The sequence below is a fragment of the Trinickia symbiotica genome (genome assembly GCF_003028655.1).
GTDB lineage: Bacteria > Pseudomonadota > Gammaproteobacteria > Burkholderiales > Burkholderiaceae > Trinickia > Trinickia symbiotica_A.
This window is the reverse complement of the sequence record NZ_PYUC01000005.1, coordinates 162485-178159: the sequence shown is the minus strand read 5'-3', so window position 1 is coordinate 178159 and position 15675 is coordinate 162485. Positions and strand designations below refer to the sequence as shown.

Sequence of the window (15675 nt, the reverse complement as noted above, 5' to 3'; positions counted from 1 at the left end):
CGGCTTGCCTTATCGTCGCCAGTAGTCGTCGAGCGTCGCGACCAATGCGGCGCGCTCGTCGGCGGCGACAAACGATGCCTCGAAGCCATTGCGCAAAATCGTATGGACTTCGGCGTCCGTCAGATCGAGCGCTTCGGCAGCGCTCAGATAGTTCGCGTTGACGTAACCGCCGAAGTAAGCCGGATCGTCCGAATTGATCGTCACGGCCACGCCGTGCGAGAGCAATGTCTTCAAGGTGTGCTGCTGCATGTCGTCGAAGACGCGCAGCTTCAGGTTCGACAATGGGCAGACGGTCAACGGAACGCGTGTCTCGGCAAGCCGTGCGACGAGCGCCGGGTCCTCGATGCTGCGCACGCCGTGATCGATGCGATCGACCTTGAGCAAATCGAGTGCCTCGTAGACATAGGACGGCGGACCTTCCTCGCCTGCATGGGCGACAGTCTTCAGTCCCCGTGCGCGGGCCTTCTCGAACACACGCTCGAACTTGGAGGGCGGATGGCCGCGCTCCGACGAATCGAGGCCGACGCCGACGAGCCGGTGCGCGTACTGGTCGAAGACGGGCAGCGCGGCTTCGAACGTAGTCAGTGCATCCTCTTCCGAGAGATGCCGCAGAAAGCAAAGAATGAGGCGGCTCGTCAGTCCGCGCCGCTCCGCTTCGGCCAGCGCGCGTTCGATGCCGGCCACGACGGTGGCGATCGAGACGCCGCGCTCGGTATGGGTTTGAGGATCGAAGAAGATCTCGGCGTGCACGACGTGATCGGCCAGCGCGCGCTCGACATAGGCCGCCGTCATCTCGTAGAAGTCCTCTTCGGTCAGCAAGACGCTCGCACCGGCGTAGTAGATGTCGAGGAACGATTGCAGATCGGTGAAGGCATAGGCGGCGCGAAGCGCTTCGATCGAGTCATAGGCGAGCTTTACGCCATTGCGTTTCGCGAGCTTGAAAATGAGCTCGGGCTCGAGCGAGCCCTCGATATGAATGTGCAGTTCGGCCTTCGGCGCGCCGGCGATTTTTTTAGCGAATGTCGGTGTCATGGTCGATCGTGGGTCGATGAATGGCGTGCGATGCGGACGATGTCTCGGCGCCGCCGCGTTTCGCGCGTACCGCCTCGACCGCTTGCAGCAATTGCGCGGCCACGGCGATCGCGATGATTTCGGGCGATTTGTCGACGATGCCTTCGATACCGATCGGGCAGTGCATTCTAGCGACGATCGCAGGATCGATGCCGACGGCCGCGAGCCGGTGCTCGAATTTGCGGCGCTTCGTGCGCGACCCGATCATGCCGAAGAACGCGAAGTCGCCGCGCCGCAGGATGCGTTCCGCGAGCGCAAGGTCGCGCGCGTGGTTATGCGTCATGACGATGAAGTAGGTGCCGGGTTCGGCGTCGTCGACGGCTTCGTCGGGCGCATCGTTCGCGTCGATCGTCACATTGGCAAACTCGTTCGGCCGCACATGCTGCCCGAACTGCGCATCGCGCTCGTCGACCCAGCGCACGCGGCAGGGCAACGTCGTGAGCACGCGCACGAGCGCCGCGCCGACGTGCCCGGCCCCGAAGACGACGACGGGAAATTCGCGCGGCACGATCGTCTCGGTCAGCAGCGCGTTGCCTTCGTCGAAACCGGCGCCGTCCCAGAGCAGGCAGTCGGGCGTCACCGTGCCCGGCTCGGGGTCCGAAAGCTGCACGCCGTCGAGCGCGGGGCCGAACGACACGGTGCGCACGCAGCTTGCGCCCGCTTGCAGCCGTTTCGCCAATGTCGCCACCCATCCGAGATCGCCGACATCGAGGCGCTCGAACGCGAGCACGACGGCACCCCCGCAGCACTGCCCGAGACTCGGCCCCAGCGCGAATCGCTCCAGCCGGCGCAGATGCGGGACGCGCATGCCGTCGCGCAGCACCTCGCGCGCGATCTCGATGGCACGCCATTCGAGATGTCCGCCGCCGATCGTGTGCCGTGCGGCGTCGCGCGTGACGATCATCTTTGCGCCGGCTTCGCGGGGCGCCGAGCCTTCGATGCGCGCCACGGTCACGAGCACGGCGGCGTCGCCGTGCGCAAGCAGGTGCTGCAAATCGGTGAGCCACGTATGCATCTGAATCCCGATCTCTCGTCAGTCGGCGCCGAGCACATCGCCCGGCACGGCTTCGCTCGCATCGTTGGACGAATCGGCCGTGACCGTGGTTGCTGCGCCGTTTGCCGTCACCGCGTCACCGGCCCGCGATGCTTCCAGGGCAGCGATGGCATCGAGAATCGCTTCGGGCGTCGCGGGCGCCCGGAGCGGCGGCGCGGCCTGAGCATCCGGCACGGCGGCGGACACGGCATCGCGGAGCGCGAGGAAGACCGAGAATGCGAGCAACAGCGGCGGCTCGCCGACAGCCTTCGAGCGGAACACGGTCGGCTCGGCGTTTTCGTTGCGATAGAGCGCCGTATGAAAATCGGCGGGCACGTCGCTTACGGCGGGAATCTTGTAGGTCGACGGCGCATGCGTCATGAGGCGACCCTCATGATTCCACCAGAGCTCTTCGGTCGTGAGCCATCCCATGCCTTGAATGAAACCGCCTTCGATCTGGCCGATATCGATGGCCGGATTGATCGAGCGGCCGACGTCGTGCAGCAAGTCGGCGCGCAAGAGCTTCCATTCGCCCGTCAGCGTATCGACGACGACCTCGGAGACGGCGGCGCCGTAGGCAAAATAGTAAAACGGGTGACCCGTCAGCGTCTTCGAATCCCAATGCACTTTCGGCGTCGCGTAGAAGCCGTCGGACCAGAGCTGCACGCGAGAGAGATAGGCTTCGTTGACGAGTTGAGCGAAAGGCATCGACGCGCCGCCTGCCTCGACCGTGGCGTTTTCGAAGCGCACTTCGGCGGGCTCACCGCCGAGGATTTTCGCGGCCACCTCGGCGAGCCGCTCGCGTATCGTGCGAGCGGCGGCCTCGGCCGCCTTGCCGTTCAGGTCACTGCCGGTCGAGGCGGCCGTCGCGGAGGTATTGGCAACCTTCGATGTGTCGGTCGCGCTCACGCGCACCTGAGTCAGCGGCAGCCCGAGTTCGCCGGCGACGACCTGCGCGACTTTCGTATTGACGCCCTGACCCATCTCCGTTCCGCCGTGATTGACCAGCACGGAGCCGTCGCGATAAACGTGCACCAGCGCCCCGGCCTGATTGAGGAACGGCACGTTGAACGAAATACCGAACTTGACCGGCGTCATCGCGATTCCGCGCTTGAGCACGGGGCTTCGCCGATTGAACTCGCCAAGCGCGGCGCGTCGTTGGCGATAGTCGCTCGACTCGACTACCTGAGCGGTGAGCGGGGCGAGCACGTTGTCCTCCACGCGCTGACCATACGGCGTCAGGTCGCGCTCGCCGATACCATAGTAGTTCGCCATTCTCACGTCGAGCGGATCGCGGCCGAGCTCGCGCGCGACGGCATCGAGCATGACTTCCATGACGAGCGCGCCCTGCGGTCCGCCGAAGCCGCGAAACGCCGTATTCGACTGCGTGTTCGTCTTGCAGCAAAGCGCGACGATGTCGACGTCGGAGAGGTAGTAGGCGTTATCGAAATGACAGACCGCGCGCGTGGCGACGGCGCCCGACAAGTCGGCCGAGTAACCCGCGCGCAAGGCGATTTCGACTCGCGCACCGAGAATGCGTCCGTTATCGTCGAAGCCGACTTCATAACGGTAGACCGCGTCATGGCGCTTGCCGGTGATCATGAAATCGTCGTCTCGATCGGGGCGCAGCTTGACCGGGCGCCTGAGCCGATCGGCGGCGAGCGCCGCGATGCAGGCGAATACCGCCGATTGCGATTCCTTGCCGCCGAAGCCGCCGCCCATGCGCCGGCATTCGCAAACGACGTTATGCGCGGGCCGGCCCAGCATATGCGCGACGACCTGCTGCATCTCGCTCGGGTGCTGAGTCGAGCTGTAGACGAGCATGCCGGCGTTTTCCTTCGGGATCGCATAGGCGATCTGCCCTTCGAGATAGAACTGCTCTTGTCCGCCCACCTCGAACTCGCCTTGCAGGCGATGGGCCGCGGCTGCGATCTTCGCGGCCGGCTCGCCGCGCGTCAGATGAAGCGGCGGCAGCACGTAGTCCTTGCGCTCGCGCGCGGCGGCGACCGTCAGCACCGCTTCGAGCGGCTCGTAGCGCACGACGTCGTCGCTTTTCGCGAGCGCAGCCGCGCGGCGAGCGAGCTCGCGGCTCGTCGCGACCACCGCGAAGACGGGCTGGCCGAGGTAGAAGACCGTGTCTTCGGCGAGGATCGGATCGTCGTGCAAGACCGGGCCGCAGTTGTTCTCGCCGGGTATGTCGGCCGCCGTCAATACCTCGACCACACCGGGCGCGGCTCGGACAGCCGAAAGATCGAGCGATGCGATGCGCGCGTGCGCATACCGCGAGAGGCCGAGCGCGACATGAAGCGTGCCGGCGAGTTCGGGCAGATCGTCGGTATAGGCGGCCTCGCCGCTCACGTGCAGCTCGGCCGATTCGTGCGGCAGCGGCACGCCGATCGCGACGTCCGCTTGCATTGCCGTGCCGGCGCTCGCGCCCGCGCTGCTTGTCGATGCATGGATTCGCGCAGTCATTGCAAGTCCCTCCCGGCAGCCTGCTCCGCAAGATCGGCCCCGTCGCCGCCGAAGGCGAATACGTCGACTTGCGCGAGCGCGAGCGGCGATGCTTCGCGCGTTTCGAGGTAAAAGCGCCACAGCAGATTGCGCGCGACCTTCATCCGATAACCGCTCGACGCACGCATGTCGGTGAGCGGCACGTAATCGCTGGCGAGCGCCTCGATTGCGCGATGGGCGCATTCAGCGTCCCACTGAGCGCCCGCGAGCGCGGCCTCGGCGCGGTTCGCGCGTTGGGGCGTCGCCGCCATGCCGCCGAAGGCGACGCGCGCCGAGATGATGGAGCCGTCTTCGATCTCGAGCGCGAACGCGCCGCAAACGGCCGAGATGTCCTGATCGTAGCGCTTGGAGACTTTATAGGTGCGAAAGCGCAAGCGGGGTCCCGGGCGCGGCACGCGCAGCGCCGCGACGAATTCGCCCGGCTCCAGGGCCGTTTTCTGATAGCCCAGATAGAACGCTTCGAGCGGCAGCGTGCGGGTTGCGTCGCCGCGGCGCAAGACCACCTCGGCGCCGAGCGCGATCAATGCCGGCATCGAATCACCGATCGGCGAGCCGTTCGCGATGTTGCCGCCGAGCGTGCCCGCATTTCGGATCGGCAGCGACGCGAAGCGCTTCGCGAGCTCGGCAAGCTCCGGATAATCGCCAACGAGTTCGGCGTAGGCGTCTTCGAGCGTCGCGGCGGCGCCGATGGTGAGCGTCGTGGCGTCGCGCTCGATGGTTTTCAGTTCGGCCACATTGCCGATGTAAAGCAGCTCGTCCAGCTCGCGCATCTGCTTCGTCACCCATAGGCCGACGTCCGTGCTGCCCGCGAGCACGCGTGCGTGCGGGTGCTCGACGCGCAACCGGGCGAAGCCCTCGAGCGACACCGGTGCCCGAAACACCGGGTTGCCGAACTCAGCGCCGCGCACGTCGGGGCCCGCGTACTCGAACGTATCGGCGCGGCGAATCTTGCGCAACGCGCCGATGACCGCATGACGATCGAACGCCGGGCGAGGGTAGCGCTCTTCGTCGAACATCGCTTGCGCGGCATCGACGATCGGCCGGTAGCCCGTGCAGCGGCAGAGATTGCCCGATAGCGCCGTCGCGATTTCTTCGCGCGTCGGCAATCCGGCCGCGCGCGGATGATTTTCGTAGAGCGCCCACATCGACATCGTGAATCCCGGCGTGCAAAAGCCGCATTGCGACCCATGACAATCGACGAGCGCGCGTTGCACGGGGTGCAGCGAACCGTCGGAGCCGCGCAAATCCTCGACGGTGAAGAGCGCGCGGCCATCGAGCGTCGGCAGGAATTGAATGCATGCGTTGACGGCTTTCAACACGAGCTCGCCATGCGAGTCGAGCTCTCCGGTTACGACCGTGCAGGCACCGCAATCGCCCTCGGCACAGCCTTCTTTCGTGCCTGTGCAGCGCACGTTTTCACGCAGGTGTTGAAGCACGGTCTGGGTGGGCGGCACGCCGTGCACTTCGCGGATCGCTCCGCGGTAATAAAAACGGATGGGATGCGTCGTCATGGCCGAATCCTTGGTGATATGGATCAGGCGCGCGTTACGCTTCGCGCCGGCCGAGGACCGGTTTCGCGCACGTGGATCGCCATCCGTGAAAAAGATAGCACTGCAAATTGCCGAGCGGATCGCCCGGCGCTGATGCGGGCTATCAGCTCACCGATAAGTACGACGCCCCGCGCGCGAGGAAGTTGCGAGCAGCCGCATCGGCCTAACCCCAGCAACAGGCCGTGCCACGAAGGGCCGCGCTCGAAGCGCAGAGGTGATATCCCGCGAAATTTCAGCGAAATCAGGTCAGATCGCTTTCAACCGTCGACGACGCGCGCGCCGGCCCCAGAGGCTTGCGATGACGGGCAGGAACGTCAGGCCGAACGCAATGAGCGCCCAGCCGGGCAGCAGGATCCCGAAAATCGGCGGGTAGACGGTTTCGCAAAGGCCGGCGACCTTGAAGACGCTCGGGAGCCAATGCGCGGGCGGCAGGCTGTCGACGACGGGCTGGAGCGCATCGAATCCGCAGCTGAAGCCGGGATGAAGCTGGATGTAGAGATGGCGGGCGGCCGTACCGATGCCGGCCGCGGCGATGATGGCGATCAGGGTCTCGAAGAAGGCGATGCCGCGCCAGCCGCCAAGCGCGGCGCCCGCGAACGCAAAGATGGCGACGAGAATGAAGAAATAGCGCTGGATGATGCAAAGCGGGCAAGGGTCCTCACCTTTTGCGTACTGCAGGTACAGCGCGCCGCCGACAAGGCCGAGGCAGACGATGCCCAGCAGGACGAGCAGGCGGCGCTCGCGGCGTTGCGAAAGCAAATCGTTCATGAACCGAAAGCTCCTTTTTCGACGATGCGTAGACGGACGAGGCCGCTTCCGTTTCGTCAGGTCATTGGCAAAAAACCTGCAGCCTACCGCGTCCGTGCCGAGTTCGCTCGAGCGTTCGACATTGATTCGAAGCGGCAGGGCTACGGAACTATCGGATCGACGCCAAGACGCGTTCGACGGCGAGGGCAACGCCGAACAGTGCATCGTCGCCGTGCGGCGCGCCGGCCAGCATCAGCCCGACGGGGGCGTCACCGCGCGGATGGCAGGGCAGCGAGATCGCGCAGGCGTCGAGCATGTTGAACACGCTCGGATTGCGCAGCACGAGCGCGTTGATGCGGGCGTACTCACTGTCGTTGCGATCGCAATCGGCAAGGCGCGGGGGCACGATTGGTACCGTCGGGGCTACGATCGCATCAAAATGTTGCCACAGCGTTTCATGCGCTGCCTCGATGAGCTCCTCTCGTTCCGCGAGCAGGTCGATATAGTCGCTCGCGCTCGCCGTCTCGGCTTTGAGGATTCGCGACAGCACGCGGGGATCGTATTCATCGCGGTGAGCGGCAATGAGCGGACGATGCCAGGCGCAGGCCTCGATCGCGGAGAGGGCATAGCGCCCGGCGCCGGGTAGCCGCTCGAGCGGGGCGAAGCGCACGTCGGACAGGATCGCGCCGGCTGCTTCAAGATGCTTGAGCGCCGCTTCGAGCGCGGAGGCGACGGGCGCCTCGACGTCGTCCGTCACATAATGCGTCAGCACGCCGAGGCGCAAACCTTCGATCGGGCGCGCGGCCGGTACGCGCGGCTCGAGGCCTGCGAGGATCCTGTCGACGAGCGCGCAACAGGCGGCCGAAACGCCGATCGGTCCGAACGAATCGAGCGTCTTCGAGAGCGGCACAGCGCCTTGTCGAGGAATGCGGCTCGCGGTCGGCTTGAAGCCTGTCAGGCCCGTGAACGCCGCGGGAATCCGGATCGAGCCACCCGTATCCGTCGCGAGCGCCACGGCGGCCATGCCGTCGGCAACCGAGGCCGCGGCGCCGGACGAGGATCCGCCCGCGATCCGCTCGTCCCCCGAGGGCACTTCCTCAGGGAGCCCCCGACCGGGTGCTTCTTTCGCGGCATTGCCGGCGGTGCCGCGACCGTAGGGCGAAAGGGGGGTGCCGTAATGCGGGTTGAGCCCGAGCCCGGAGAAAGCGAACTCCGTCATGTTGGTTCTTCCGACGATGACGGCGCCCGCGCGCCGCAACCGCGCCACGGCGGGCGCATCGGCGCTGGCCGGCGGCGCGCCGGCCAGCGCGCGCGAGCCGGCGCGCGTCACTTGACCGGCTATATCGAAGAGGTCCTTGACCGACACGGGAATGCCGGCGAGCGGGGACAGCACGGTGCCCGCCGCGCGCAGCCGATCATGCGCATCGGCCGCGGCGCGGGCGGCGGCATCGACTTCGAGAAACACGGTCGAGCCTTGGCCCGCCGGATCGGCGATACGTTCGAGCGCGGCTTCGACGAGGGCGCGGCTCGTCGTCGCACCCGAGGCCAGATCGGCCGCGAGGCGAGCGAGCGGCGGAAAGGGGGCGAAATCGGTGGGCATGGGTATCGTCGTTCGTTCAATATTTGGCCGAAGAATGCGCATCGGCGCGCTTTTTACTGCGGTGGCCGGCCTGCGGTCGTTCGTCTTTCGCGGGTCCGATCGGCACCATTTTGGCCAGCCAGGCTGCCCGCATTGTAGCTGCCGGCAGTCGAGCGCGTATGTGGCCGATCGTGGCGAAGGGCGGGGCGCGATACACGCCTCGAAATCCGGTCAGCCTGTCCGCTCCGCTCGGCATTGCGGGGGCTTTGTGCGGTGGCGGATAATAGGGGTTCTGAGATCGCCAATTGCGTGCGACGCGCGCCTGCCCATCGTCATGAGCGAAAACACGCCACCGAACGTCCCACGTCCCAGCCCGGACACTTCCTCTTCTTCCAGCCGTTCCCCCGACACTTCGCAGTCTTCCGCGCGTCCTGGCCCGGCCTTGCCGCCTGCCGGTGCTGACGCCGGTGCCGCGGCTCCGGCTTCGACAGCGTCACCGTCTTCGCCGCCTTCGGGACCTCCATCGAAGGACACCGTCCGTGCATCGACCGATACGGTCGCGAGCGACCCGCCCGTCGGCGCGGGCGCGGATTCCGTCGCGGCGGGGGCGACGCGCGGGTCTTCGGCGGCGGATTCGGCGACCGCCGAAGCGGCCGAGCGTGCGTCGAGCGATACGCTCGAGAGCGCATCGGCGGTGGAGCCCGCATCGAGCCCGCCATCGCACGCTGCCGAAGCGGCGGAGGCACGCGTGACGGCGGCGCGCGAGACGGCAGAACAAGAAGCGGCTGCGGAGCAGAGCGCCGAACTGCAACTGCAGCAGGAACGGGAGGCCGCCGCCGCGCGCGGCGCACCGCCTCCTGGCTTCGGCTCGCAACCCGATTTCGACACACCGCGCCCGCCGCCGCCGGGCGCGGTTCCCCCGCCCGAGAAGCCCGCCTATTTGAAGCAAAGCGATTCGCCGTGGAGCGTGTTCGGCCGCACGATGGTGGCGCGGGCGCGGCGCCTGTTCGATCGTGCGGGACAGCGAATCACGCAGCGCACGCTGCGCATCGGCGTTTCCGCGCGGATCTTTCACCCCGAGCCAGGGGCTGTGGGGCTGCGCGGCAAAACGCTGCAGTATCTCGAGGAATCGGTTGCGCACTGGGTGATGTCGCGCGACGTGATGGTGTTCATGATTCCGACGGTCGGCCATCAGGGGATGCTCCATCCGAGCAATATCCGCTTGCGCGATTATGCGAAGCATCTCGACGGCTTGCTGCTGCAAGGCGGCGCCGACGTTTCGCCGCAAACGTACGCTGGAACGGAGGCTAGCGCCGAGTGGCCCGGCGATCGTGTGCGCGACATGTACGAGCTCGAGCTGCTCTATGAGTTCATCGAATCGGGCAAGCCGGTGCTCGGGATCTGCCGCGGGTGCCAATTGATCAACGTCGCGTTCGGCGGCACGCTCTATCAGGACATTGCGACCGAAGTGCCGACGGCCGGCGTTCATGTCAACGAGCGCTACGACCAACACCGGCATGCCGTGCGCTTTCCGCAGGGCTCGACGCTGGTGAACATGTTTCCGGGGCGTCACGAGGCGCTCGTGAACTCGATCCACCATCAAGCCGTCAAGACACTCGGACGCGACCTGAACGTGGAGGCCGTGTCGTCGGAGGACGGGCTCATCGAAGCCGTCCGGTACCGGCGTGCTCCGTTTGTCATGGGCGTGCAGTGGCATCCCGAGTTCCATCGCGCGGGCGGCCCTGAATTGCTCGACTGCACGCCGCTGCTCGATTCGTTCTTGCGCGCTTCGCGTGAGACGCGATTCTGATTCTAAGTCGCTGATGCGCGCGGTCGAGACGGTCCTCAGCCGCCTGGACGAAACGGGGCCTCAACGAAGGTATTGACACGATTCAGTGGCTTATACATAATCTCGTTTCTTCGGCGCGCTTGTTTATGTCGGCGCTGTCGAGCCGATGCGGGAATAGCTCAGTTGGTAGAGCGCAACCTTGCCAAGGTTGAGGTCGCGAGTTCGAGACTCGTTTCCCGCTCCAGGTTTTTTGGCATGACGATCTCGCGGTGGTGTGTGGCGATGAGCGTCGTGCGAGCAGGTTGGTGAACGCAAGTTCGAAGCGGGAGTAGCTCAGTTGGTAGAGCGCAACCTTGCCAAGGTTGAGGTCGCGAGTTCGAGACTCGTCTCCCGCTCCAGGTATAGGGGAAGCTTGGCTTCCCTTTTTGTTTGGCGGCCAGTGCCGGCGCCAATCGAGAAAATCGCTGCGCGGCATGCCGCGGCAACGATCGGATGACCCGCTTATGGCGCGATAGCAAAGCGGTTATGCAGCGGCCTGCAAAGCCGTGTAGGCCGGTTCGACTCCGGCTCGCGCCTCCATATAAAGCCCTGACTTGTCAGGGCTTTTTCTTTGTTGCGGGACTACGCGTTTGCCATTTCGTGTTCGGCAGCGAGCGCCAAGAATGCCGAGCGCGACAGCTTACGTGCACGAGCCACTGCGTCGATCTGCTGAACGAGGCGTTCCGGCAAGCTGATGTTCAATCGAACGGCCTTAGAGTTGATCTTCGTCAGGTCGATATCAAAGAGCATCCAGACGCCTCCCTCGTATTGAGGATCAGCAGCGAGTTGTTCGAGCGGAGTGGGCTCGGGAATGGGCTCATCTTCGCCTTCAAAGTGCGCCTCGACAGCTTCTTGGACCGCGCGCGGCAGATCCTCCCAGTCGTCGGCTGCAGAATAGCAGCCCGGGAAATCGGGAAATGTGACGCCGTGCGCATGCTTCGCATCGCCGACATGCACGTAAAGTGGGTAGAGCATTTCGCGCTCCTTCTACGAGTTATGAGTTTTTCAAGCCAGCCTGCTTGAATATGCTGCGCACTGTGCCGATCGGAAGATCTTTTTTCGGATGCGGCACCGTCACCTTGCCCTGCTTCGATGGGTGCTTGAACTGGTGATGCGAACCAACTGTGTTCGCCAGGAACCAGCCGTCGGCCTTCAGAAGCTTGATGAGGTGTGCGCTGTTCATTTGTGTAATTATACACAACGATGCAGCATCGTGAGGCGAGACGAGCTTGTTTTCGGTGTATAGAGCGACGCACAAACTCCGGATCGTAGTCGCACTAGAAAGTGCACGCGCGGTCATGACCTCGTGCCGTCCTCGTCGTGACATCCGCACGCGGCCCCATGCCTATGCCCATGCTCGTGCCGATCATCCCACGCGGAGCCGAGAATGATCTCGCAGAAGTTCAGGCGCTTGTAGGTCGGATCGCGCAGCGCGAGCACGTCGGTTTTCACGTTTCCGAACGTGGTCTCCGGCTTCTTGATCGTGCCGCGCGTGAAAGCGTCGATGATATCGTTCTTGAATGTCTCGACGCGCGGATGCGCGGCGACGACTTGAGTGCGCTGCGCTTCCGTGAACGCGTCGTATGCGAGTCCGAGCACATCCATTTTGACGCCTGCCGTCACCAGCGCGACAACGGGTTTCATGTGCTTCGGAATGCCAGGCGTTGTATGCAACGCGATAGAAGTCCATACCTGCTCGATGTCGTATTCGCTCACGCCGTATTGCTTCAGAAAGTCCCGCGCCGCGTTCGCGCCATCGACTTCGAACCGTTCCGTCGCGCTGCTATAGCCCTCGACCAGTCCAACGTCATGGAACCGTCTCGTCGTGTTCGCCCAGCGACAAGGCGGGCAATCGCAATTCAGCCCTTATCTGACGGCGCCCGCCGATGAGACTTCCCCGATCGCCAAAGTCCAGGCTCATGTGATGGCGCACATTCGCGATAAGTTCACGGTGCGTCAGCTCGCAGACGTCGCCGGCATGAGTGAGCGGAATTTCGCACGCGTTTTCGTGCAGGAAACCAAGCTCACGCCGCACGAGTTCATCGAACGCGCGCGCCTCGATGCGGCGCGGCAGTTGCTCGAGGGCGGCGACGCGCCGCTCAAGGTGGTTGCGTGGGAGAGCGGGTTCGGGATTGCGGACCGCATGCGGGCCGTGTTTGCAAAGCAGCTCGGGGTCACGCCGCTGCAATATCGTGAGCGGTTTCGGCGTAAGCCTGCGATTGAGCGCTGATGCTGGGGATCGGCGTGCGAGTCGGCAACTTCGCTTCCAGAGGTTGCGGCTCGCGCGTCAGAGGTCGCATCAGCGCAGTTCGCATTTGCCGGGGCGCGGCGCGAAGGGCGATAATCGCGACGTGCCCTCACTTTCCTCACGATTCATGAACGACCGTCCAAGAAGCCGCCTGAACGACATCGAATGGCGATGGAAGCCGTTTTCCGAACTAAGCGCCGCCGACGTCTACGAGATGCTGGAGGCGCGCAGCAAGGTCTTCGTCGTCGAGCAGAACTGCGTTTATGGCGATATCGACGGGATCGACAAAGAGGCATGGCATCTTTTCGCTTTCATGCCGATCGAAGGCCGGTCGACGCTCGCGGGTTATCTGCGCGTGCTGCTGCCCGACGAGGCGCACCCCGATGTCCGTATCGGCCGCGTGCTGACCACGGCGGAGTTTCGCGGCATTGGGCTCGGCAACGCGATGCTCGAGCAGGCGCTGAAGCATATCGCGTTGCAATGGCCGAACGCGGCGATCAGCCTTCATGCGCAAGCTCATCTGCAGCCGTTTTATGGCGCATTCGGTTTTCGACCGACATCCGATATTCACGACGAGGACGGTATTCCTCACGTCTGGATGCGCTCGGCCTGACGCGTGCCGGCTCAAACGTCGCTCGTATCGCGCGTGCGTGCCAACGAGACCGACGTGAACCGGCCGCGCAGACTCAAAGCCGACTCGCCTCACCGCCTTCAGTGCGATTCGCCGAACTCATCGGCAAGTCCCGAGGGGCCGGTTGCGGGCGCTGACCGAGCGACGCACGCTCTTCACGCAATCGTGCACGGGCCGACAGCCGCATCCAATGGCGCAGCGCGACCAAGGCGCCGATCACGCTCATCATCGAGCCCGGGATCCAGATCAATAGACCGCCGATTTGTTGATCGCGAATCGGGCTGATCCAGGTGAACGCACGGCCGCATATCGAGTAAATCGGATACAGCTCGCGCGGCGTGAAGAAGATCAGCGCGCCTAGCACGATCTGTGGCGGGATCGCTGCGATGACCATCATGATGCGCCGGCCGGGAGCGAGCCGCGCCGGCGGGGCGGGGCGCGGGTCGAGGACGAGCCACCAGAAGAGCAGGCCGTCGATCGCCATGCTCCAGTTCATGACGCGATAAAGCCGCCAATCGAGCATCGCCTTGAAGTGGATCGGCGAGAGCAGCCAGAAATAGATGAGCCCGACGAACAGCACGACGGCGACGACGGGATGAAAGATCACGTCGAACGCGATGCGCATGGGTTTCGTCCGCATGGCCCGCTTGAAAATGTGTTGCCGCCAGTTGAACGGAATGCCGGCCCTGAGCGCGGCGCCCGGGTACGACCAGGCGATGAAGAATGGACCAAGGTGATGCAGCACGAGATGCTGCAGGCGATGCATGAAGAACTCGTGCTCGAAGTAATAATCGAGCCGGGTGTGGAGCACGACATAAAGCGCCACGAGCCCGAACCAGAATGCCGCCTGCCGCAGCGGCGATACGCGCGCATGCCGCACGCCGCGAACGAAGAGGATGGCGGCGCCGACAATCGCGATGACGACGGTGGGCGACGGCTCCCAAGGTTCGAGCCAGACGAGCAGATCCATCTCTATCGCCCGATCGGCTTACTGGGCCTCGCCAGGGCTCTTGACTTTGAACGGCGTCTCGAGTTCCGTGCCGTCGGAGAACTGCAGCTTGAGCCGGACCGTGTCGCCCGGGGCGACCTTGTGACGTGCTTGCTCGAGCATGAAGTGATAGCCGCCCGGTGCGATCTTGAGCGCTCCGTGTGCGGGTACCGTCGCCTTGTCGACCATTTGCATTTGCGAGGTCGATCCGTTCGACACGGTTTCGTGCAGCATGACGCTGCCGTAGTCAGGGCTCGAGGCTGCAGTGAGATCGACGGGCTTGTCGCCGGGATTCGTGATCGTCACGTAGCCGGCGGCAGGCAGATTGTTCGGTAGCCAGCGCACCCAGCCGTTCTCCGCGGTCAGGCGCGAAGGGCCAGCCGCATGCGCGGCCGTTGCGAAAACGAGCGTGAAGGCGCAGCCGACGGCGGCGAGTACGGTACGGTGGGCGATCGCTTGCAGTTTCATCGTCATGTTGATCGGCAGGAGCAAGGTCCTTGGGCTGGTGGAAAACGAATTGCTCGGCAATGGTCTTGAGAATCACGATGTTGCCGTATCGATGACGCGGCGTAGATCGTGCGCGATCGCGTCGGGCGTATCGCTGCTCGTCGCGAGGAGTCGTGCACGGCCTTGGGCGTCGAAGATGTAGACGGCCGAGCTGTGCGTTACCTCGTAGTTGCCGTTTGGATCGCGCTTTTCCATTTGATAGGCCACGCGATAGCGGCGCGCCAGCGATTCAATCTGCCGATCGGTGCCCGTCAGGCCCCTTGCGTGCTTGGCGTCGAATGCGTCGACGTACGCGTGCAGGGCCTGCGGCGTATCGCGCGCCGGATCGACGGAGATGAACAGAATCCGCACATGCTGTGCCTCGTTGTCGCCGAGCTTGGCGAGCACCTGCATCAGGCGCGCCATCGTCTCGGGGCATACGTCGGGGCAATGCGTGTAGCCGAAATAGACGAGCGTCGTATCGCCTTTGAAAGCGGACGCGTCCACCGGCTTGCCGTCGTCGTCCGTCAGCGAGAACTTCAGGTCAGGCAGGTGCCCCGTCACGTTGGTCAATTGCCACGGCGGGCCGCTCGGCGAGCAGCCGGCAGTGAGCGCCGCGCAGGCCAGCGCGGCGGCAAGGCGCTTTGCATAGTGCAACGCGATGCGTCCGGAGCCAAGCGGCGAGGTGGTGGAAGAAAGAACGTACGGTTTGCCTGACGGCGAACGCACGCGAAGACGTAGCGACATCCGTATCTCGAAGAGTGGGAGCGGCGCCCGTAAGTCGTCTCCGCTGGAGGCGGCGAGCGTGGCGTTTCGCTTCGGCCGCGGCAAGCTCGGCGTCCTGGCACGGCGGCAGCGACTATAGCGCAAAAGCGGCCGCGCCGCAGGCGCACGCACGGTTTCGGCCATATGGAGAGACAATTTGCCGCAGAAAAAGTGCAAGATAGCTGTTCGTCCGCATCTTGCCGCCGCCCGGCCGCCTTTCCTCGAAATCGGCCGCAAT

General features: G+C 64.7%; 13 protein-coding genes, 3 tRNA genes and 2 pseudogenes. 6 read left to right on the top strand and 12 right to left on the bottom strand.

Going from position 1 to position 15675, the window contains the following annotated elements; translation table 11 throughout:
- Positions 1–9: 9 nt before the first annotated feature.
- The 6 genes from C9I57_RS11650 to C9I57_RS11625 all read right to left on the bottom strand — a co-directional run bounded on the left by C9I57_RS11650 (position 10) and on the right by C9I57_RS11625 (position 8512).
- Positions 10–1032, bottom strand: coding sequence for an adenosine deaminase (locus tag C9I57_RS11650; protein ID WP_107150824.1), 1023 nt, complete (start codon positions 1030–1032; stop codon positions 10–12).
- Complete coding sequence (gene xdhC / locus C9I57_RS11645) at positions 1013–2086, bottom strand: xanthine dehydrogenase accessory protein XdhC (protein WP_107150823.1); 1074 nt, start codon at positions 2084–2086, stop codon at positions 1013–1015. Before xdhC ends, C9I57_RS11650 begins: the two co-directional genes overlap by 20 nt.
- Positions 2087–2104: 18 nt before the next feature.
- Positions 2105–4519, bottom strand: a complete 2415-nt coding sequence (gene xdhB / locus C9I57_RS11640) for a xanthine dehydrogenase molybdopterin binding subunit (RefSeq protein ID WP_440130200.1) — start codon at positions 4517–4519, stop codon at positions 2105–2107.
- 53 nt (positions 4520–4572) lie between these two features.
- On the bottom strand, positions 4573–6126 hold the full coding sequence (gene xdhA, locus C9I57_RS11635) for a xanthine dehydrogenase small subunit (RefSeq protein ID WP_107150821.1): 1554 nt from the start codon (positions 6124–6126) through the stop codon (positions 4573–4575).
- A 285-nt stretch (positions 6127–6411) separates the two neighbouring features.
- Positions 6412–6933, bottom strand: coding sequence for a disulfide bond formation protein B (locus C9I57_RS11630; RefSeq protein WP_107150820.1), 522 nt, complete (start codon positions 6931–6933; stop codon positions 6412–6414).
- A 148-nt stretch (positions 6934–7081) separates the two neighbouring features.
- Positions 7082–8512: an amidase gene (locus C9I57_RS11625; RefSeq protein WP_107150819.1), complete on the bottom strand. Its 1431-nt coding sequence runs from the start codon at positions 8510–8512 to the stop codon at positions 7082–7084.
- A gap of 421 nt (positions 8513–8933) precedes the next feature.
- Here C9I57_RS11625 and C9I57_RS11620 point away from each other — a divergent pair, with 421 nt between their 5' ends.
- The 4 genes from C9I57_RS11620 (at position 8934) to C9I57_RS11605 (ending at position 10859) form a co-directional block, all read left to right on the top strand.
- Positions 8934–10301 (top strand): gamma-glutamyl-gamma-aminobutyrate hydrolase family protein, encoded by a 1368-nt coding sequence (locus tag C9I57_RS11620; RefSeq protein WP_107150818.1) that lies wholly within the window; start codon positions 8934–8936, stop codon positions 10299–10301.
- Positions 10302–10448: 147 nt separating this feature from the next.
- A tRNA-Gly gene (locus C9I57_RS11615) sits at positions 10449–10524 on the top strand.
- A gap of 78 nt (positions 10525–10602) precedes the next feature.
- A tRNA-Gly gene (locus C9I57_RS11610) sits at positions 10603–10678 on the top strand.
- 107 nt (positions 10679–10785) lie between these two features.
- Positions 10786–10859: transfer RNA gene (locus C9I57_RS11605), tRNA-Cys, on the top strand.
- 42 nt (positions 10860–10901) lie between these two features.
- On the opposite strand, the gene C9I57_RS11600 is transcribed toward C9I57_RS11605, so the two are convergent.
- From C9I57_RS11600 to C9I57_RS11590, 3 genes and pseudogenes are all read right to left on the bottom strand, one after another.
- Positions 10902–11294, bottom strand: coding sequence for a type II toxin-antitoxin system HicB family antitoxin (locus C9I57_RS11600; protein WP_107150817.1), 393 nt, complete (start codon positions 11292–11294; stop codon positions 10902–10904).
- 19 nt (positions 11295–11313) lie between these two features.
- The gene (locus C9I57_RS11595) at positions 11314–11502 is read right to left on the bottom strand and encodes a type II toxin-antitoxin system HicA family toxin (protein ID WP_107150816.1); all 189 of its coding nucleotides are present in this window, start codon (positions 11500–11502) and stop codon (positions 11314–11316) included.
- Between the two features lie 113 nt (positions 11503–11615).
- A pseudogene (locus tag C9I57_RS11590) lies at positions 11616–12134 on the bottom strand (HD domain-containing protein); the annotation flags it as partial.
- Between C9I57_RS11590 and C9I57_RS11585 the strand changes: the two are divergent.
- Positions 12133–12549 (top strand): annotated as a pseudogene (locus C9I57_RS11585) (helix-turn-helix domain-containing protein); the annotation flags it as partial. The pseudogenes C9I57_RS11590 and C9I57_RS11585 overlap by 2 nt on opposite strands.
- Before the next feature lie 145 nt (positions 12550–12694).
- Positions 12695–13180: a GNAT family N-acetyltransferase gene (locus tag C9I57_RS11580; RefSeq protein ID WP_107151060.1), complete on the top strand. Its 486-nt coding sequence runs from the start codon at positions 12695–12697 to the stop codon at positions 13178–13180.
- A 73-nt stretch (positions 13181–13253) separates the two neighbouring features.
- Here C9I57_RS11580 and C9I57_RS11575 read toward each other — a convergent pair whose 3' ends face one another.
- From C9I57_RS11575 to C9I57_RS11565, 3 genes are all read right to left on the bottom strand, one after another.
- A complete protein-coding gene (locus C9I57_RS11575; protein WP_107150815.1) occupies positions 13254–14168 on the bottom strand; it encodes a cytochrome c oxidase assembly protein in 915 nt (304 codons plus the stop codon).
- 18 nt (positions 14169–14186) lie between these two features.
- Positions 14187–14660, bottom strand: a complete 474-nt coding sequence (locus C9I57_RS11570) for a copper chaperone PCu(A)C (protein ID WP_107151059.1) — start codon at positions 14658–14660, stop codon at positions 14187–14189.
- A gap of 66 nt (positions 14661–14726) precedes the next feature.
- Positions 14727–15419 carry an SCO family protein gene (locus tag C9I57_RS11565; RefSeq protein WP_107150814.1) on the bottom strand — a complete coding sequence of 231 codons (693 nt, stop codon included), beginning with the start codon at positions 15417–15419 and terminating at the stop codon, positions 14727–14729.
- Between the last annotated feature and the right edge of the window lie 256 nt (positions 15420–15675).